At 75.3% G+C, this 18376-nt stretch carries 16 protein-coding genes; 11 read left to right on the top strand and 5 right to left on the bottom strand.

What is annotated here, in order from left to right:
- Position 1 precedes the first annotated feature (1 nt).
- Positions 2 to 1042 carry an ABC transporter substrate-binding protein gene (locus CLV34_RS15735; protein WP_100351266.1) on the bottom strand — a complete coding sequence of 347 codons (1041 nt, stop codon included), beginning with the start codon at positions 1040 to 1042 and terminating at the stop codon, positions 2 to 4.
- A gap of 295 nt (positions 1043 to 1337) precedes the next feature.
- Between CLV34_RS15735 and CLV34_RS15730 the strand changes: the two genes are divergently transcribed.
- Together CLV34_RS15730 and CLV34_RS15725 are read left to right on the top strand one after the other, a co-directional pair.
- The gene (locus CLV34_RS15730; protein ID WP_245859301.1) at positions 1338 to 2783 is read left to right on the top strand and encodes an amidohydrolase family protein; all 1446 of its coding nucleotides are present in this window, start codon (positions 1338 to 1340) and stop codon (positions 2781 to 2783) included.
- Positions 2780 to 3415 (top strand): nucleotidyltransferase family protein, encoded by a 636-nt coding sequence (locus CLV34_RS15725; RefSeq protein ID WP_100351265.1) that lies wholly within the window; start codon positions 2780 to 2782, stop codon positions 3413 to 3415. The genes CLV34_RS15730 and CLV34_RS15725 overlap by 4 nt, the downstream gene beginning before the upstream one ends.
- 7 nt (positions 3416 to 3422) lie before the next feature.
- Here CLV34_RS15725 and CLV34_RS15720 read toward each other — a convergent pair whose 3' ends face one another.
- Positions 3423 to 4304, bottom strand: a complete 882-nt coding sequence (locus CLV34_RS15720) for an LLM class flavin-dependent oxidoreductase (protein WP_245859300.1) — start codon at positions 4302 to 4304, stop codon at positions 3423 to 3425.
- Positions 4305 to 4376: 72 nt separating this feature from the next.
- Between CLV34_RS15720 and CLV34_RS15715 the strand changes: the two genes are divergently transcribed.
- Genes CLV34_RS15715 through CLV34_RS15695 form a run of 5 tightly spaced genes read left to right on the top strand, consistent with a single transcriptional unit; the run spans position 4377 to position 9382 of the window.
- Entirely contained in the window at positions 4377 to 5588 is a 1212-nt protein-coding gene (locus tag CLV34_RS15715; RefSeq protein WP_100351264.1) for a cysteine desulfurase family protein, read from the top strand.
- A complete protein-coding gene (gene mnmA, locus CLV34_RS15710) occupies positions 5588 to 6739 on the top strand; it encodes a tRNA 2-thiouridine(34) synthase MnmA (protein WP_100351263.1) in 1152 nt (383 codons plus the stop codon). The genes CLV34_RS15715 and mnmA overlap by 1 nt, the downstream gene beginning before the upstream one ends.
- Positions 6736 to 7785 (top strand): uroporphyrinogen decarboxylase/cobalamine-independent methonine synthase family protein, encoded by a 1050-nt coding sequence (locus tag CLV34_RS15705; RefSeq protein WP_100351262.1) that lies wholly within the window; start codon positions 6736 to 6738, stop codon positions 7783 to 7785. The genes mnmA and CLV34_RS15705 overlap by 4 nt, the downstream gene beginning before the upstream one ends.
- A 50-nt stretch (positions 7786 to 7835) precedes the next feature.
- A complete protein-coding gene (locus tag CLV34_RS15700; RefSeq protein ID WP_100351261.1) occupies positions 7836 to 8363 on the top strand; it encodes a hypothetical protein in 528 nt (175 codons plus the stop codon).
- Positions 8360 to 9382 (top strand): squalene cyclase, encoded by a 1023-nt coding sequence (locus CLV34_RS15695; RefSeq protein WP_100351341.1) that lies wholly within the window; start codon positions 8360 to 8362, stop codon positions 9380 to 9382. Before CLV34_RS15700 ends, CLV34_RS15695 begins: the two co-directional genes overlap by 4 nt.
- 24 nt (positions 9383 to 9406) lie before the next feature.
- Here CLV34_RS15695 and CLV34_RS15690 read toward each other — a convergent pair whose 3' ends face one another.
- Positions 9407 to 11488: a prolyl oligopeptidase family serine peptidase gene (locus CLV34_RS15690; protein ID WP_245859299.1), complete on the bottom strand. Its 2082-nt coding sequence runs from the start codon at positions 11486 to 11488 to the stop codon at positions 9407 to 9409.
- Positions 11489 to 11662: 174 nt separating this feature from the next.
- Between CLV34_RS15690 and ligA the strand changes: the two genes are divergently transcribed.
- The gene (gene ligA / locus CLV34_RS15685; RefSeq protein ID WP_100351260.1) at positions 11663 to 14200 is read left to right on the top strand and encodes an NAD-dependent DNA ligase LigA; all 2538 of its coding nucleotides are present in this window, start codon (positions 11663 to 11665) and stop codon (positions 14198 to 14200) included.
- 25 nt (positions 14201 to 14225) lie between these two features.
- Here ligA and CLV34_RS15680 read toward each other — a convergent pair whose 3' ends face one another.
- Both CLV34_RS15680 and CLV34_RS15675 read right to left on the bottom strand, forming a co-directional pair.
- On the bottom strand, positions 14226 to 15107 hold the full coding sequence (locus CLV34_RS15680; RefSeq protein WP_100351259.1) for a dihydrodipicolinate synthase family protein: 882 nt from the start codon (positions 15105 to 15107) through the stop codon (positions 14226 to 14228).
- Positions 15104 to 15673 (bottom strand): GNAT family N-acetyltransferase, encoded by a 570-nt coding sequence (locus tag CLV34_RS15675; RefSeq protein WP_100351258.1) that lies wholly within the window; start codon positions 15671 to 15673, stop codon positions 15104 to 15106. The genes CLV34_RS15680 and CLV34_RS15675 overlap by 4 nt, the downstream gene beginning before the upstream one ends.
- 74 nt (positions 15674 to 15747) lie before the next feature.
- Here CLV34_RS15675 and CLV34_RS15670 point away from each other — a divergent pair, with 74 nt between their 5' ends.
- The 3 genes from CLV34_RS15670 to CLV34_RS15660 are packed head-to-tail and all read left to right on the top strand — an operon-like array spanning position 15748 to position 18148.
- Complete coding sequence (locus tag CLV34_RS15670) at positions 15748 to 16533, top strand: LamB/YcsF family protein (protein WP_100351257.1); 786 nt, start codon at positions 15748 to 15750, stop codon at positions 16531 to 16533.
- Entirely contained in the window at positions 16530 to 17297 is a 768-nt protein-coding gene (locus tag CLV34_RS15665; RefSeq protein WP_245859298.1) for a 5-oxoprolinase subunit B family protein, read from the top strand. The genes CLV34_RS15670 and CLV34_RS15665 overlap by 4 nt, the downstream gene beginning before the upstream one ends.
- The gene (locus tag CLV34_RS15660) at positions 17294 to 18148 is read left to right on the top strand and encodes a 5-oxoprolinase subunit C family protein (protein WP_100351256.1); all 855 of its coding nucleotides are present in this window, start codon (positions 17294 to 17296) and stop codon (positions 18146 to 18148) included. Before CLV34_RS15665 ends, CLV34_RS15660 begins: the two co-directional genes overlap by 4 nt.
- The last annotated feature ends 228 nt before the right edge of the window (positions 18149 to 18376 follow it).

Below are 18376 nucleotides of genomic sequence, written 5' to 3'. Positions count from 1 at the left end.
GTCAGCCCTTCAGCTCCGGGTGAGCCTTGTAGACGTCGTCGAGCAGCGACATGTCGAACAGGTCGGACGCCTCGAGCTTGAGGCCGGCGCCCTCGAGCGACTTCAGGGTCTCCTGCTGCAGCTCGTCGGAGATCGTGAACAGGCCGTTGGTCGTGGTGTCGTCCGACTCGATGAGCTTCGCCTGCGCGTCGGCCGACTGGGCCTCGGTCTTCGCGTCGAGCTTGAGGTCCTGCCCGTACGACTTCTGGTCGACCGCGATCGCGCCGGCGGGGTCCTTGAGCGCGTCCTTCCAGCCCTTGATCTCGGCCGTGAGGAACGCCTCGAGCTCGGCCCGGTCGTTCTTGATCGAGTCGTCGGTGACCGTGAAGGTCTCGGCGACGAACGGCAGGCCGTTGTCCGCGAACGGCAGGTTCGTGACGGCGTGACCCTCGTTCTCGACGATGATCGACTCGTTCGTCAGGTACGCGATGTACCCGTCGACCTCGCCGTTCGTGAGCACCGACGGGTCGTACTGCACGGGCACGACCGTGACCTTGCTCTTGTCGATCCCGTTGGCCGCGAGCAGCGCCTGGAAGAGCGACAGGTTCGAGTCCTGCACGCCGATCTTCTTGCCGACGAGGTCCTGCGGCGTGGAGATGTTCGCGCCGTCCTTGAGGGACAGGACCGTGAAAGGGTTCTTCTGGTAGGTCGTCCCGATGATCTTCACGGGCGCGTCCTCGTTGGCCACGGCCGTCCCGACGGACACCGCGTCCGAGAGGGCGACGTCGGCCTTCTTCGAGACGAGCTCGGCGACGCCGGTCGACGGGCCCGCGACGAGGTTGACCTTCGAGAAGCCGGCGTCCTTGTAGTAGCCGTTCGTGTCGGCCATGTACTCGCCGAGGAACTCGGAGTTCTTGATCCAGGAGAGCTGGACGGCGAGGTCGCCGTAGTCCGCGGGCCCGGAGGCCGTGCTGCCGCCGGCCGCGGCGTCGTCGTCGGACGAGTTCGAGCAGGCGCTCAGGGCGAGCGCCGCGCCGGCGACCACGGAGGTCAGGGCGAGCACGCGGGAACGGTGGGAACGGCGGGAACGGAGGGTGTTCTGCACCGGGCACTCCTGTCTGTCGGTGGGCTGCGGGTGCCGCAGGCCACGGGTGAGGGCCGAACCGGCAGGGCCCAGGGGCTGCCGTGGTCGACGTGCCAGACGCTAGGCAGCCCGTGTTTCCGGCCGTCCACCGGCGGCGTTTCCCGGGCGTAACGAACCGGGCGCGAAACGGCATCGGCGCGTAACACGACGCGTCTACCGTGGCGCGCAGGCGGGAGCGGACCGGTGGCGGGCTCCCCGGGAAGGGGTGCGCACCGTGCAGCAGAAGAGTGGTCCGGGGCCGGTGGACGGCCCCGTGGACGGGCTCGTGGTCGAGGGTCACGTGCTCCACGTGTCGGGCAGCCCGGCTCCCCCCGAGGTGCACGACGCCCTGGTGTCGCTGCCCGACGGCGCGGTCGCGGTCGACGGCTCGGGCCGCGTGGGCTGGGTGGGGCACCGGGCGGACCTGCCAGCCGAGCACGCCGCGCGGCCGCGGCGCCGGACGGGGTTCGTCCTGCCGGGCTTCGTCGACACGCACCTGCACCTCGCGCAGACGTACTCCGTCGACGCGTACGGCGGCGGACAGCTCCTCGACTGGCTCGAGCGCTGCATCTTCCCGGCCGAGGCGCGGCTCCAGGACCCCGAGGTGGCCGACCGCATCGCGACGGACTTCTGCGAGCAGCGGGTCGCGGCCGGCACGACGTCCGCGATGGTCTTCGGGTCGGCGTTCCTGCACGCGCAGGACGCCCTCTTCTCCCAGAGCCTGGAGCACGGTCTGCGGACCGTCTCGGGGCGCGGCATCCAGACCGTCGGCCCGGACTCCGCCAAGCCGCTGCTCACGAGCGAGGACGCCGTGAGCGGCCTGGCCCGCGTCGAGATCGAGCGCTGGCACGGCGTCGACCCCCGGCCCGGGACGGCCGAGCGGGACGCGATGCTGCAGGTCGCGCTCGTCCCGCGCTTCGCGCTGTCGGTCACGCCACGCACGCTCGACGCGCTCGGCGACCTCTACGCCGACGTGTCGCGCCGCGGCGTCTACGTGCACACGCACCTGTCGGAGAACGACGGCGGACCGTGGGGCGAGTGCGCTGCGGTGCGCGAGCAGTTCGGCGTCGCGCGCTACCTCGACGCGTACGACGGCGGCCACCACGGCCCGGACGTGCCGCGGCGTCCCGGTCTGCTGGGGCGTCGCAGCGTGTTCGCGCACGGGGTCCACTGCGAGGACGGCGAGCTCGCCCGGCTCGCGGAGACCGGCTCGTCGATCGCGCACTGCCCGACGTCCCAGCTGTTCCTCGGGTCCGGCACGATGCCGTGGCGCCGGACGGCCGCGTCGGGCGTGCACGTCGCGCTCGCGTCGGACGTCGGGGCGGGCGACGAGTGGCTGCTGCCACGGGTCGCGTCGGACTGCTTCAAGGTCCACATGAGCGAGCAGGGCGAGGCCGGCGTCGCGATCGAGCCCGCCGAGCTGTTGTTCCTCGCGACGCTCGCCGGGTCGCGTGCCCTCGACCAGGAGCACCTCACGGGCAACCTCGACGTCGGCAAGGAGGCCGACCTGGTGCTCGTCGACCCCGACCGGCAGCCCACGCTCGCGCGGGCGCTGCGCCACGGCGTCCGGTCGGACGACCCGGTCGAGGCGACCGCCCAGACGCTGTTCACCCTGCTCCTGGGCATGCGGGAGGCGTCGATCGAGGCCGTGTACGTGCGCGGACGGAAGGTCAGCGCGTGAGCCGGGCGGCGGGCGCGGTGGTCGGGGTGGTGCTGGCCGCCGGTGCCGGGACCCGGTTCGGTGGCCCGAAGGCGCTCGCGCGCACAGCGGACGGGACGCCGTGGGTCGAGCGCGTGGCCCGGGCGCTGCGCGGCGGGGGAGCGGACCGGGTGGTCGTGGCCCTCGGCGCGGGGCGCGACGAGGCGGCCGCGCTCGTCCCCGGGTGGGCGCAGGTCGTGCACGTGCCGGACTGGCCCGACGGCGTGTCGGCGTCGCTGCGCCGGGCGCTGACGTCGCTGTCCGCGGTGGGCCTCGACCCGGGCGGGCGGCTCGGGGCGGCGACCCGCGCGGTCGTCGTCGCGACCGTCGACGTCCCCGACCTGGCCGCCGAGGCGGTCGGGCGCGTCGTCGCGGGTGCGACGCCCGGCTGCCTGCGCCAGGCCACCTACGGCGGACGCCCGGGCCACCCCGTGCTGATCGGTCGCGCGCACTGGGCGCCCCTGCTCGCCTCGGTCGCGGGCGACGTCGGCGCCCGGCCGTACCTCGTGACGCGGCGTGTGCTCGAGGTCCCGTGCGACGACCTGTGGCACGGCCACGACGTCGACGGTCAGACCGACCAGAGCGGCCAGACCGACCACAGTCGGGCGGGGTAGCCCCGGACTACCGGCCGAGCAGCGGCGCGACCTCCTCGCCGACGAAGCGCACGAACTCCTCGGCGTCCTCCGCGGGCATGTCCATCGCGGGCGTCAGGGCGAGCGTGTCGGCACCCGCGTCGACGTAGCGGGCCAGCGCCTCGACCATCTGGGTCACGTCGCCGGCGGCGCCCGCGCCGGCCTCGAGGTCGGCGTCGGGGCCGTCGGTCGCCTTCGCCAGACGTTCCCGCGCACCCGGCCCGGTGACGGTCGCGACGTTCACGACCACGTGCGGCGAGCCGGCGCGGCCCGCGGCCCGCCACGCGTCCTCCACCGCGTCGCGCAGCCGCCGCACCGAGCCCGGGGAGTGGTCGCCGGTGAGCACCACCCCGTCGGCGACCTGCCCGACGAGCTCGAGCGTGCGGGGGCCGGTCGCGGCGGAGAGCACCGGGGGCACGGTCGTCGGGGGCCAGTCGAGCGCGACGTCGTCGAGGTGGACGTAGCGTCCGTCGACGGTGACACGCTCGCCGGCCAGCAGGGCGCGCAGCGCGGTCAGGTGCTCGCGCAGCAGGCTCAGCGGCGACGGCACGCGCGCGCCGACCTGGCCCATCCACTCCTGGACGCCGTGCCCGACGCCCGGCACCAGGCGTCCGGGGAACGCGCGCGCGAGCGTCGCGACCTCCATCGCGGTCAGCGCGACGTTGCGCAGGGGCACAGGAAGGACGCCGATGCCCACGCGCAGCCGCTCGGTCGCCCCGAGGACCGCGCCCGCCGCACCGATCCCCGCCTCCTTGAAGCAGTCCTCCCAGAGCCACAGCTCCTGCACGCCGGCCGCCTCCGCGGCACGTGCGACGGGCAGCAGCCGCTCGGGCGGCCACGACGGGAGGAAGATCACCGCGACGTCGGTCATGGAGCCATCGTGCACGCCGCCTCCGACACAGGCCGGACCGAAGCGTCGCGGCGCGGTTCGTAGACTGGTGCCGTGACCCGTGCCTACCTCGACCATGCCGCGACGACGCCGGTGTCCCCGGCGGCCCTCGCGGCGATGACCGAGGAGCTGGCGCGCGTCGGCAACCCGTCGTCGCTGCACACCGCCGGACGCGGCGCCCGGCGCACGGTCGAGGAGTCGCGCGAGCGCCTCGGCGCCGCGCTGGGCGCGCGCCCGTCGGAGGTCGTCCTGACGGGCGGAGGCACGGAGGCCGACAACCTCGCCGTCAAGGGCATGTTCTGGGGGCGCCGGACGGCCCACCCCGAGCGCCGACGCATCCTCGTGTCCGCGGTCGAGCACCACGCGGTGCTGGACCCTGCGTTCTGGATGGCCGAGCACGCGGGCGCCGAGATCGTGCTGCTGCCCGTCGACGCCGCAGGGGTTCTGGACCTCGACGCCCTCCGGGAGGAGCTCGCAGCGCACGCGGACGAGACAGCGCTCGTCTCCGTCATGTGGACGAACAACGAGGTAGGGACCGTCGAGCCGGTGCGCGACGTCGTCCAGCTCGCGCACCGGCACGGCGTCCCTGTGCACGCCGACGCCGTCCAGGCGGCCGGGCAGCTGCCCGTCGACTTCGCGGCGTCGGGCCTCGACGCGATGACGGTCACGGGCCACAAGCTGGGCGGCCCGGTCGGCACGGGCGCCCTCGTCGCGCGCCGCGACCTCGACCTGACCCCGGTGCTGCACGGCGGCGGGCAGGAGCGCGGCGTGCGCTCCGGCACCCTGGACGTCGCCGGGATCCGTGCGTTCTCCGTCGCCGTCGAGGACGCGGTGGCGGCCCGGCCCGAGCGGGCGCTACGGCTTGCCGCGCTGCGCGACCGGCTCGTCGCGGGCGTCCTCGAGCGGGTCCCCGACGCGGTGCTGCGCGGACCGGCCGACCTGTCGCTCGCCGCGGACGGCACCGCCGCCCGCCTGCCGGGCAACGCGCACCTGACCTTCCCGGGCTGCGAGGGCGACTCCCTGCTCTACCTCCTGGACTCCGCGGGCGTCGAGGTCTCGACGGGCTCGGCCTGCCAGGCGGGCGTCCCGCGGCCCTCGCACGTCCTGCTCGCGATGGGCGTCCCCGAGCGTGACGCGCGGGGTGCGCTGCGGTTCTCGCTGGGCGCGACGAGCACCGACGAGGAGGTCGACCTCGTGCTCGACGTCCTCCCGGGCGTCGTCGAGCGTGCCCGTGCCGCGGGTCTCGTGTCGGCCGGGGGGCTGTGATGCGCGTCCTGGCCGCCATGTCGGGCGGCGTGGACTCGGCGGTCGCGGCCGCGCTCGCGGTCGAGGCCGGCCACGAGGTCGTGGGCGTCCACATGGCGCTGTCGCGCAGCCGCGACCAGTTCCGCACCGGCTCGCGCGGCTGCTGCTCGATCGAGGACGCGGGCGACGCACGCCGCGCGGCCGACGTCCTCGGCATCCCGTACTACGTCTGGGACCTGTCGGAGCGGTTCGAGGAGACGGTCGTCGCGGACTTCCTGTCCGAGTACGAGGCGGGCCGCACGCCCAACCCGTGCGTGCGCTGCAACGAGCACATCAAGTTCGAGGCGCTGCTCGACAAGGCGACCGCGCTGGGCTTCGATGCCGTCGCGACGGGTCACTACGCACGGCTGGTCGCCCGTGAGGCCGCGGGCGGGACGGTCCACGAGCTGCACCGGTCGCCGAACACCGAGAAGGACCAGTCCTACGTCCTCGCGGTGATGGGTCCCGGGCGCCTCGCCCGGGCGATGTTCCCGCTCGGCGGGTTCGCGTCGAAGGCGGAGGTCCGCGCGGCTGCGGCGGAGCGCGGCCTGTCGGTCTCCGCGAAGCCCGACTCCTACGACATCTGCTTCGTCGCCGACGGGGACACCCCCGGCTTCCTGCGCGACCGGCTCGGCGAGCGGCCCGGTGAGATCGTCACGCCCGACGGCGAGGTGCTCGGCGAGCACGAGGGCGCCTACGCGTTCACGGTCGGCCAGCGCAAGGGTCTGAAGATCGACCGGCCCGCGCCCGACGGCCGGCCCCGCTACGTGCTCGACGTGCAGCCTGCGACGAACACGGTCGTCGTCGGACCGGCCGAGCTGCTCACGGTCGACGAGATCGCGGGGGAGCGCACGGTGTGGCTCGCCGCGGACGTCCCCGCGGACGACTGGCTCGACGCGGAGGTCCAGGTCCGGGCGCACGGCGCGCCGGTCCCGGCGCGCGTCCGCGTCCGGTCAGGTCACGCCGCCGGCACCGCCCCCGCGCTCGAGTGCGAGCTCACGGGCGAGCGCCTGCGCGGCGTCGCCGCCGGCCAGTCCCTCGTCGTGTACTCCGGGACGCGCGTGCTCGGCCAGGCGACCGTCGCGTCGGCCCGACGCGCACCGGCCCGCACCGCGCCGGCCCGCACCGCATGACCCGCGTCACCGGTGGCGGCCCGTTCCCCGGGACGGAGCCGCTCGACGCGCAGCTCGCCGTCCTCGAGCACCTGGTCGACACGCCGTTCGGGGTCGACGGGCTGCCGTTCGTCGTCCAGCTCCCGGCGCGCGGAGCGGGCTCCGACGCGGTCGGCCGCACCGCCGCACTGCTCGGCGAGCTGGCCGTCGAGCTCGGCCCCCACGGCTGGAAGCTGGCCGACCGACCGGGCGCCGACCAGCGGCGCGCTCGGCACGCGCTGCGCGACGACCTCACGGCGTTGTCCGTCGCGGCCCACGGCTACGACGGCCCGTTGACCCTGTCGGTCCTCGGCCCGTGGACGACGGCCGCGACCCTGTACCTGGCGCGCGGCGACCGCGTCCTCGCGGACCGGGGCGCGGCCGCCGAGGTCGCGGAGGCGCTCGGAGCAGGTGTCCGCGAGCTCGTCGCGGACGTCCGTGCCCAGGTGCCCGGGGTGGTCGACGTCGTCGTGCAGGTCGAGGAGCCGCTGCTCGCCCCGGTGGGCGCCGGGGCGCTGCCGACCTTCTCCGGCTATGCGCGCCTGCGGGCCGTGCCCGGGCCCGACCTCGTCGAGGGTCTGCGCCCGGTACTGGGCGCGGTCGCGGCCGCGGGCGCGACGTCGGCCGTGCACGTCGGCGCGGCATGGACGGGCGTCGCGCCCGCGGTGCTCGCCGGCGCAGACGGTGTGGGGCTCGACGTCGGCCGGTGGGACGAACGGACCTGGGAGACGGTCGCGCGGCTCGTCGAGCGCGGCCGGACGTTCTGGGCCGGCCTGCCGCGCGCGGTGGTGTCGCAGTGCGCGGGGCCGGACGTGGGACGCGTCGCGGACGCGCTCACGGTGCCGTGGCGCCGGGTCGGGCTGCCGCTCGCCGGTCTCGCGGACGTCGTGGTGCGCGCCACCGAGAGCGCGCCCTCGCTCGCCGGGCCCGTCCCGTCGCCGACGGCACGGTCGCTGCAGGATGCGCGCGGCGACCTGGCGACCCTCGTCCGCGTCGCGGCGGTCGTCGCGGAGCGGGCCGACGGGTGAGGCCGGGCGTTCCGCAGGCGCAGGCAGCGGCACCGGGGGACGCTATGCCCATGGTGTCGACGGGGCACGAGCCCACCGGCGGCCTGCCGCGCGCGCTGCGCATCGTGCTGTTCGCCGCCCTCGTCGCGTTCGGCCCCTGGTTGCTGGGGGGCGGCGCCGCCGTCCTCACCCGGTGGCGCGAAGGGTTCCCGCTCACGGGCGGCGGGTTCTTCGGGATCGCCCCTGCGCGGTGGGTGGCGTTCGCGGACGACTGGTTCCTCGCGTCGTCGTTCGTCCTGCCGTTCGTCGTGGGTGCGCTGGTCACGGTGTGGCTCTGGGCGACGCCGCTCGAGTCCCGGTGGACGGTCGCGATCCTGTGCACGGTCGTGTTCGGGGTCGTCACCGTCCTGCTGGCGTTCGGCAACGGGTTCGTCGACGAGACCCGGTCGCCCGTCCAGTACGGCCTGGTGGCGCTGCTGCTCGGCGTCCTGACCCTGCAGCTCCCGCTGTGCTTCCTCCTGGCCGCGTGGACGGCTCCGCCGCTGGGGATCGTGCGGCGTCGTCCGTCGGCACGTCCGCTCCCACGGGGCTGGTCGTGACCGCCCCCGCGCCCGTACCGGACGAGGTCGTCGGCTGGCTGCTCGAGGGAGACCCGGCGGTGCGCTGGCAGGTGCTGCGCGACCTGCTCGACGCCCCGGAGGACGTGTGGCGCGCGGAGCGAGCGCGGGTCGCGACCGAGGGTTGGGGCGCGCGCCTGCTGGCGCTCCAGGACGACGACGGGCTGTGGGCGGGCGGCGCGTTCTTCCCGAGCGGTTTCACGCGCCGGCAGTGGGAAGACGAGGGCCAGCCGTGGACGGCGACCGCCTGGGCGGTCCACGACCTGCGCGACCTGGGCCTCGACCCGGCGTCGGACGCGGCGCGGCGCACGGTGCGGCTCGTCGGAGCGAACGCCCGCTGGGACGAGGGCGACCAGCCGTTCTGGGACGGCGAGGTCGAGGAGTGCATCAACGGCCGGACGCTCGCCGACGGCTGCTGGTTCGGTGTGGACATGTCGGCGCTGGCCGAGCGCCTCGCGGGCGAGGTGCAGCCGGACGGCGGATGGAACTGCGAGCGGGCCGAGGGGTCGGTGCGCTCGTCGTTCGACTCGACGATCAACGTCCTCGAGGGCCTCGCAGCCTTCGAGGCGGCGACTGGGGGGACGGCTGCGACGCGTGCGGCGCGCCGCAGCGGCGAGGAGTTCCTCCTCGCGCGCGGCCTGTTCCGCCGCGCGAGCACCGGCGAGCCGGCTGATCCCTCGTACCTGCTGCTGCACCACCCGGCGCGCTTCCACCACGACGTGCTGCGCGGTCTGGACCACTTCCGGGTCGCGGCGGCCCTGGACCGCGCGGCGCCGGACGGCGCGTCGCACGCCGTGCCCGACCCGCGACCCGACCCGCGGCTCGCCGGGGCGGTCGACGTCCTGCGCGGCAAGCGGCGGCCCGACGGCCGCTGGGCGCTCGAGCGCGAGCTGCGCGGGCGGACGTGGTTCGGCGTCGAGGACGGCGTGGGGGAGCCGTCGCGGTGGCTGACGATGCAGGCGCTGCGGGTGCTGCGCTGGTGGGACGCGGCGACCGCCTGAGCAGCGGCCGCGGTCAGCCGGCGGTCAGTCCTGGGCGAGCCGGTCGTGCAGGAACCGGTACGCCAGGGCGGCCATGTGCGCGGCCTGCGCGTTGGTCGCCGCCCCACCGTGACCGCCCTCGATGTTCTCGTAGGACGTCACGTCGTGGCCTGCGGCGAGCATCGCTGCGGCCATCTTGCGGGCGTGGCCGGGGTGGACGCGGTCGTCGCGGGTCGACGTCGTGAACAGGACGGGCGGGTAGCTGACGTCGTCGCGGAGCAGGTGGTAGGGCGAGAACGTCCGGAGAAACTCCCAGTCGTCCGTGTCGGGGTCGCCGTACTCGGCGGCCCAGGACGCCCCCGCGAGCAGGTGCGTGTACCGCTTCATGTCGAGCAGCGGCACCTGCACGACCACCGCGCCGAACAGCTCGGGGTGCTGCGTGAGCATGTTCCCCGTGAGCAGCCCGCCGTTGCTGCCACCCTGGACGCCGAGGTGGTCGGGCGTCGTGACCCCGCGGTCCACGAGGTCGCGTGCGACGGCGGCGAAGTCCTCGTAGGCGCGGTGCCGGTTCTCGCGCAGCGCGGCCTGGTGCCACGCCGGCCCGTACTCGCCGCCGCCGCGGATGTTCGCGACGACGTAGACGCCGCCGCGTGCGAGCCAGGCGCGCCCGAGCGTGCCGGAGTACCCGGGCGTGAGCGAGATCTCGAACCCGCCGTACCCGTAGAGCAGCGTGGGCGCGGTGCCGTCCGCGGGCAGGTCGCGCCGGCCGACCTGGAAGTACGGCACGCGGGTGCCGTCGGCCGACGTCGCGAAGTGCTGGCTCGCCGTGAGCCCGGCGGTGTCGAAGAACGACGGCATGGCCTTGAGCGGCTCAGGGGCCGCACCGGGTGCGGCGACGTCGAGGAGCGCGAGGGTGGTCGGCGTGAGGTATCCGGTGGTGGTGAGCCAGACGTCGTCGCGCTCGACGGCGTCGACCGCCCGGACGCCTGTGGTAGCGAGCTCGACCTGGCCCGCGACGTCCCGTCGGTCCCACGCCTGGCCGGCGGGTGCGTCGGCACCGGGCGGCGTGAGCACGTGCAGCCGGTTCACGACGTCCTCGAGCACGTTCACGACGAGGTGGTGCCGCGTCCAGGTGGCGCCGGCCAGCGACGTCGTCGGCGTCGGCTCGAAGAGGGCGGTCAGGTCCCGGGATCCCGCCATGAAGTCGTCGAACCGGGCGGCGAGCAGGGAGCCGGCCGCGTAGGTCCGGCCACCCGTCTCCCAGGGGTCGCGCAGCTCGACGAGCAGCCATTCGCGACGGACGGCCGCCTCGGCGGACTCGGGCACGTCGACGAGCACCAGCCCGCCCGGCGACAGCCAGTACAGCTCCGCGCGGTAGAACGCGAGGGCTCGGGACACGAACTCGCGCTCGAAGCCCGGGTCGTGCGTGCGGTACGCGGAGATGTACAGGTCGCTCGTCTCGCCCGCGTAGACCGTCTCGGCGTCGGCGAGCGGTGTGCCGCGCCGCCACCGCTTGACGACGCGCGGGTACCCGCTCTCGGTGACGGTGGGGGTGCCGTCCGGCTCGGGACCGAAGTCCGTGGCGACGAACACGGCGTCCTCGTCGACCCAGCTGAGCCCGCCCTTCGCCTCCGGGCGGTAGAACCCGCCGTCCTCGGGCGCGACGAGCTCGCCCGTCTCGAGGTCGAGCTCGCGGGTCACGTCGGCGTCCGACCCGCCGCGCGAGAGGTCGACGAGCGCACGCCGGTGGTGCGGGCGCAGGACGCTCGCACCGTGCCAGACCCAGCTCTCGCCCTCTGCGGACGCGAGGGCGTCGAGGTCGAGGACGGTCTCCCAGACGGGGTGCTCGGTGCGGTACGACGCGGGGGTCGTGCGGCGGAACAGCCCGCGCGGGTGCTCCTCGTCGCGCCACAGGTTGTACAGGCGCCCGCCGATCCAGGAGACGTCGGGGATCTTCTCGGGGGAGTCGAGGACGGCGAGGATCTCGGCCTCGAGGTGTCGGGCGTCGTCGTCGGCCGCGAGGACGGACTCGGCGTGCGCGTTGCGCTCGCGGACCCAGGCGAGCGCACGCTCCCCGTCCACGTCCTCGAGCCAGCGGTACGGGTCGTCGGAGGGTGTCGTGGTCACGCCCACAACGTACTGCGCCGGGTCGACAGCAGCGGGATCGTCGACGCCACGGCTCGCGCACGCGGTCTGCGACCACGGCGGCCGTGCGGGCGGGCGGACCGCGTCCCGTCCGTCCCGCACACGGACGGGACTCTTCGTCGTCCGCGTGTGGGCGACGTCCGCCAAGATGGACCCGTGAGCGACACGACCACTCCGGCGACCCCTCTGTCCCCCGCGGAGCTCGACGAGCAGGCGGCTCAGCGCCGCTGGGCCGAGCTGCGCGACCTGGTGGAGGCCGACCAGCGCGCCTACTACGAGAGCGACGCGCCGCTCGTGTCCGACGCGGAGTACGACGTGCGGATGCGCGAGCTGGCCGCGCTCGAGGACGCGCACCCGGCGCTCGCGAGCCCGGAGTCCCCGACGCAGCGCGTGGGCGGCCGGGCGGCCGCCGGCTTCGCGACCGTCGAGCACCTCGAGCAGATGCTGTCGCTCGACAACGTCTTCTCGGTCGACGAGCTGCGCGACTGGGACGCGCGTGTGGCGCGCGACCTCGGCCTGTCCGGCGGCACCACGGAGGGTGCAGACGGGCCTGACGCGGCGCCCGGCGCCCCGGCCGACGTGGGCTACCTGGCCGAGGTGAAGATCGACGGTCTCGCGATCGCCCTGGTGTACGAGGACGGACGGCTCACGCGTGCCGCCACGCGGGGCGACGGGCGCACGGGCGAGGACGTGACGGTGAACGCGCTGCGCATCGCGGACGTCCCGCAGCGGCTCGCGGGCACGGGACACCCCGCGGTCGTGGAGGTGCGCGGCGAGATCTTCATCCCGACCGCGTCCTTCGAGCGGCTCAACGCGCTCCAGGTCGAGCTGCGAGACAGGGCGCTCGCCCACGCGCGTGACCGTGCGGGGTCGCGCGCGTTCGACGAGCCCCGCGCCCGGACGGCCGCGGAGCGCCGGTTCCCGACGTTCGCGAACGCCCGGAACGCCGCGGCCGGCGGGCTGCGCCAGCTCCTCGACAAGAAGGAGGGCCTCGACCTCGAGGCGGGCCTCGCCCGGGTCGAGTCGCTGCGCCTCTACGTCCACGGTCTCGGCGCGCTGCAGTGGACCGCAGGCGAGACGACCGTCCTCGAGCGCCAGTCGGACGCCTACGAGCACTTCGCCGCGTGGGGCCTGCCCGTGTCGCCGCACAACCGCGTCGTGCCGGGCGTCGCCGGCGTCGTCGCGATGATCGAGCACTTCGGTGTCCACCGGCACTCGATCGAGCACGAGCTCGACGGGATCGTCGTCAAGGTCGACGCCCTGGCGGACCAGCGGCGCCTCGGCACGACCAGCCGCGCGCCGCGCTGGGCGATCGCGTACAAGTACCCGCCGGAAGAGGTCAACACCCGCCTGGTCGCGATCCAGGTCGGCGTGGGGCGTACGGGCCGCGCCACCCCTTATGCCGTGATGGAGCCGGTGCTCGTCGCCGGCTCGACGGTGCGCCAGGCGACGCTGCACAACCAGGACGTCGTCCGCGCCAAGGGCGTCCGTGTCGGGGACGTCGTGGTGCTCCGCAAGGCGGGCGACGTCATCCCGGAGATCCTCGGCCCAGTCCTCGCCGCTGCCGACGACGGGTACCCGCGGCACGACTTCGTCATGCCGTCCGAGTGCCCGGAGTGCGGCACGCCGCTGCGGCCCATGAAGGAGGGCGACGTCGACCTGCGCTGCCCCAACGCGAGGTCGTGCCCGGCGCAGGTCCGCGGGCGGGTCGAGCACATCGGCTCGCGCGGCGGCCTGGACGTCGAGGTGCTGGGCGAGGTGACGGCGGCGGCTCTGACGCAGCCGCTCGAGCCGGCGACGCCCCCGCTCGTCACGGAGGCCGGTCTGTTCGGCCTGACGCTCGACCAGCTCCTGCCCATCCGCGTCGTGGTGCGCGACCTCGAGACGGGTCTGCCGCGCCCGCACGACGGCGTGGGCGAGTGCGCCGAGCTGGAGACCGCGGACGGAGCGTCCTTCACGGCGAAGGTGGTGCGCCCGTTCCAGCGCGTCGTCGAGAGGACCTACCCGCCCGGCACCGAGTCGATGACCGCCGCGGAGCGGCGTGCGGCCGGCGTCCGTAAGGACCACCCCGTCTACGGCCCCACGAAGAACGCGCAGACCCTGCTCGACGAGCTCGAGCGCGCCAAGACCAAGGACCTGTGGCGCCAGCTCGTGTCCCTCAACATCCGGCACGTGGGTCCGGTCGCCGCGCGGGCGCTCGCGGACTGGTTCGGCTCGCTCGACGCGATCCGGGCCGCCTCGCTCGAGGAGCTGTCCGCGGTGGCGGGCGTCGGCCCGGTCATCGCCGAGGAGCTGCTCGGCTGGTTCACCGAGGACTGGCACGTCGAGATCGTCGACTCGTGGCGCGCGGCGGGCGTGCGGTTCGCGACCCCGGGCCACCCCGGCCCCCAGGCGATGGCCGAGCGCGCGGCGGCGGGCGTCGAGCCGACGGGTCCGCTCGCGGGCCTGACGGTCGTGGTCACGGGCGGCCTCGAAGGGTTCACGCGCGACGGCGCGAAGGAGGCGATCCTCGCGGCCGGCGGCAAGTCCGCGGGTTCGGTCTCGAAGCGGACCGACTTCGTGGTCGTCGGCGAGAACGCGGGCTCCAAGGAGGCCAAGGCACGCGACCTCGGTCTGCCGATCCTCGACGAGGAGGGCTTCGTCCGACTCCTCGAGGGCGGCCCGTCGGCCGTCCTCCCCGACTCCGACGCCTGACCGACGCTGTCGCCCGTCGACCGGATCAGCCGACGGGCCGCCGCTCGACGACCGCGCGGAGCCGCGCCACCTGGTCGTCCGTCGCCGGCAGCCACGGCCCGCGCGGAGGCGCGGTCGGGACGCCCAGCAGGTTCGCCAGGACGTGCAGCGCCGGGACGGGCCGCAGGGTCAGCACCTCGGCGACGAGCGACGCCAGCCACGACCGGGTCTCGTCCGGCCCGGGATCACCGGCGACCCGCGCGCGTCGCATCGCCGCGTACTCGGCAGGCAGGAGCGCCGCGAGCCCGGTGTGCCAGGCGTCGGCCGGCTCGGCCGTGCCGGCGAGCGCGGCGTCCCCCGACAGGCCGACGACGAGCCCGGGAACCCTCGCGTGCAGCGCGGCGACGCGTCCGCCCGGTCGCGCGGCCGTCGCCGCCGGGTCCTTGACGGCCACGAGCGTCGTCGAGTGGTGCAGCTCCCCGAGCACCCGCGCCGGCACGTCGTACTGCGTCTGCACGGGCTTGTTGTAGAAGCACAGGGGGAGAGCCGACACGGTACCGACCGCGCGGACGAGCCCTACCACCTCGTCGTCGAGGAGCGGCGCGTACGCGAAGGGGGCGCACAGCAGCCCGCTCGCACCGGCGCTCTCGGCCGCACGCGCGTGGGCCAGCACCTCGCGGGTGCCCACCGCGCTCACGGCGACGTGCACCGGCATGCGGCCCGCGGCGGCGACGGCGGAGCGGACGACCGCGTCGCGCTCACCCGTGTCGAACGCCCGCCCGTCGCCGCTCGACGCGAGCATGGTCACGGCGTCGACCCCGGCGGCACCCGCCCGGCCGACGAGCTCCACCACACCGTCGAGGTCCGGGCCCCCGTCCTCGCTCAGCGGGGTGATGGGGTACGCCAGGAGGCCGGTGAACGCCCTCACCGGACGACCCGCTCCATCACGTAGTCGTCGTGGAGCTGGTCGCCGACCTGGAACGTCTTGGTGCCCACCCGCGCGAACCCGGACTTCGTGTAGAACCGCTGGGCGCGCACGTTGAGCTGGTTGACGCCGAGCCACACGGATGCGACCCCGCGCACCTGCGCGCACTCCAGGACGGAAGCGACCAGCTCGGCGGACACGCCGGCGCCGTGGTGGCCGGGCAGCACGTAGAGCTTGCTGAGCTCGAGCGTGGGACGGGCCCGGACGGCGCGACCGACGTCGGCGTCCGCGGGCTCGCCGGCGACGGTCATGGCATACCCGATGACGGTGCCGGGTTCGCCACCGTCCCCGCCGCCCTCGACGGCGACGAGCACGTCCCGCCGCTCGTCCCCGAGGTAGGCGGTGAAGCGCTCGCGGCTCAGGTGCGCCGCGACGAACGCGTCGACGTCCTCGGGCGTGGTGCCCGGCGGGCACGCGAGCGGAAAGGTCGCGGCGGCGACGTCGGCGAGGGCCTCCAGGTCGTCCGTCGTGGCAGGACGGACGACGGGCTGCGGGTCGGGAGCGGTCACGCGGCCAACCTACCGGCGTCCGGTCGCGCGCCGTCGCACCGGACGCGACGGTCCGCGACCGGCATGATGGGCGGGTGGCACAGCACGAAGGACCTGTCGTCGACCTCAACGTGGACCTGGGCGAGGGCTTCGGCCGGTGGAGCCTGGTCGACGACGTCGCCCTCCTCGACCTGGTCTCGAGCGCGAACGTCGCCTGCGGCTTCCACGCGGGCGACCCGAGCCTGCTGCGCCGGGTGTGCGAGGCGGCGGCCGCGCGCGGCGTCGCGGTCGGTGCGCACGTCGCGTACCGCGACCTGGTGGGCTTCGGCCGGCGCTACGTCGCCGCGTCCCGGACCGAGCTGCGCGACGACGTCGTCTACCAGGTGGGTGCTCTGGACGCCTGCGCCCGAGCGGCCGGGACCCGGGTCGCCTACGTCAAGCCGCACGGTGCGCTGTACAACCGGATCGTCCACGACGAGGTGCACGCGGCCGCGGTGGTCGACGCGGTCGTCGACCTCGGTGCCACCCTCCCGCTGATGGGTCTCCCGGGCTCGGCGGTGCTGCGCCTCGCGGCCGATCTGGGCGTGCGCAAGCTCACGGAGGCGTTCGGCGACCGCGGGTACCGGCCCGACGGGACGCTCGTACCGCGCGGCCGGCCCGGCGCCGTGATCTCGGACCCGACGCTGGTGGCGGCACGCGTGGTGCGTCTGGCGACCGACGGGGTGGTCGACGCCTCGGACGGTTCGCCGGTTCGCGCCGCCGTCGACAGCGTGTGCGTGCACTCGGACACGCCCGGCGCGCTGGACGTCCTGCGTGCCGTCCGCACGGCGCTCGACGACACCGGCGTCCTGGTCCGCCCGGCGGTCCAGGTCGCCCGGTGACCCGCGGACCGGCGGTGGACGCCACGGCGCGCCGCCTCGGCCCCGGTGCGGTCATGGTCGACGTCGGTTCCGACGACCCGGCGCGCGTGGTCGCCGTCGCGGCGGCCGTCCGCGCGCTCCCGGGCCTCCCGGTCGCGGACGTCGTCCCGGCCGCGTGCACGGTCCTCGTGATCTTCGCCGACGGTCGGCGTGCGGCCGACGTGGACGTCGCGGCGGTCGCCGCGGCGGCTCGCGCGGCGCTCCTCTCCGTGACATCGGCTCCCGCGGCGGGCGCGACGACAGGTGCCCCGACGGGTCTGGTGACGCGGACCGTCGAGCGGGCCGCGGGGAGCCCCGACGTCCTCGAGGTGCCGACGGTCTACGACGGCCCGGACCTGGTCGACGTGGCCCAGGCTTCTGAGCTGACCGTCGACGAGCTCGTGGCGCGGCACGCGGCGCGGACGTACATGGCGGCGTTCGTGGGGTTCGCACCGGGTTTCGCGTACCTGCGCGGCCTCGACCCGCGGATCGTGGCGACTCGCCTCGACTCCCCGCGCGCGAAGGTCCCGGCCGGCGCCGTCGCCGTGGCCGGCGGCATGACGGCCGTGTATCCCCGGGTGAGCCCCGGCGGGTGGCGCCTGCTGGGGCGTACCGCGCTCGAGCTCTTCGACGTCGCGCGGGTACCGCCCGCGCTGGTCGAGCCGGGGCGACCGGTCCGCTTCGTCCCGGTGGACGACCACCGCTCGGTGGCGCGGGGCGGCGCGGCGGGGCGGCGGCCCGGATGATCGAGGTGCTGGCGCCCGGACCGCTCGCCCTGGTCGAGGACCTGGGTCGGACCGGGGCCGCGGCCTGGGGCGTGCCGCGTTCCGGTGCCGCCGACCGGGGCGCCTTGCGGCTGGCGAACCGGGTGCTCGCCAACCCGGACGGCGCCGCCGCGATCGAGGTGACCCTCGGCGGTCTCCGGGTGCGGTTCCTCGACGACCACGTGCTCGTCCTCACCGGTGCGCCTGCCGCGGCGCACCTCGGGGGAGTGCCGGTCGGGACGTGGGCCGTCCTCCTGGCGCGGGCGGGCGAGGAGCTCGTCCTCGGTCTGCCGACGACCGGGCTGCGGACCTACGTGGGCGTCCGGGGCGGTATCGCGGTCCCGCCCGTGCTCGGCTCGAGGTCGACGGACCTGCTCTCAGGCCTGGGCCCTGACCCGTTGCGGACCGGCGACCTGCTCCCGGTGGGTGTGCCGTCGCCGGACGGACCGGTCGTCGCACAGGTCCCCACCCCGGGGCGCGCTCGGAGCGCGTCGGCGTCCGTGCGCCTCGCCCGCGGTGTACGGGACGAGTGGTTCGCGCAGGACGTCGCGGCCGTCCTGCGCTCCGCGCCCTACGTCGTCGGGCAGGACAGCAACCGGACCGCCGTCCGTCTCACCGGGCGGCCCGTCCCGCGTCGGCGCCACGACGAGTACCCCTCCGAAGGCGTCGTCCGTGGAGCGGTCCAGGTCCCACCGGACGGGATGCCGATCGTGTTCCTCGCCGACCACCCCGTGACCGGCGGATACCCCGTGCTCGGCGTGGTGGGGGAGGACGACGTGGACCGGCTCGCCCAGGCGCGCCCGGGCGACGAGGTCTTTCTCGAGCTCGAGTGAATGCTTTGGCTCGCGTCAGCGGAGGAGGCCGGGAGCGAACCGTCCCGGGCACCCGCGCGCGGCGGCGAGGCCCGTCGCCGGGGACCGTCGAGGCCGGCCCGGCGACTGCTCGGTGGCGGCGGACGGGTCCGGGCGGCCCGCTGACGGGGCGTTTTGACGGTGGGGTCGGGGGGTGTGTAACGTACTCGTTGTTGCCCCGGCAGGGAGGAACGGACGAGCTGGACGGCC

This window comes from Luteimicrobium subarcticum, from assembly GCF_002798015.1.
In the GTDB taxonomy this organism is placed as follows: Bacteria; Actinomycetota; Actinomycetes; order Actinomycetales; family Cellulomonadaceae; genus Luteimicrobium; species Luteimicrobium subarcticum.
This window is presented reverse-complemented; position numbering and strand designations above follow the sequence as displayed.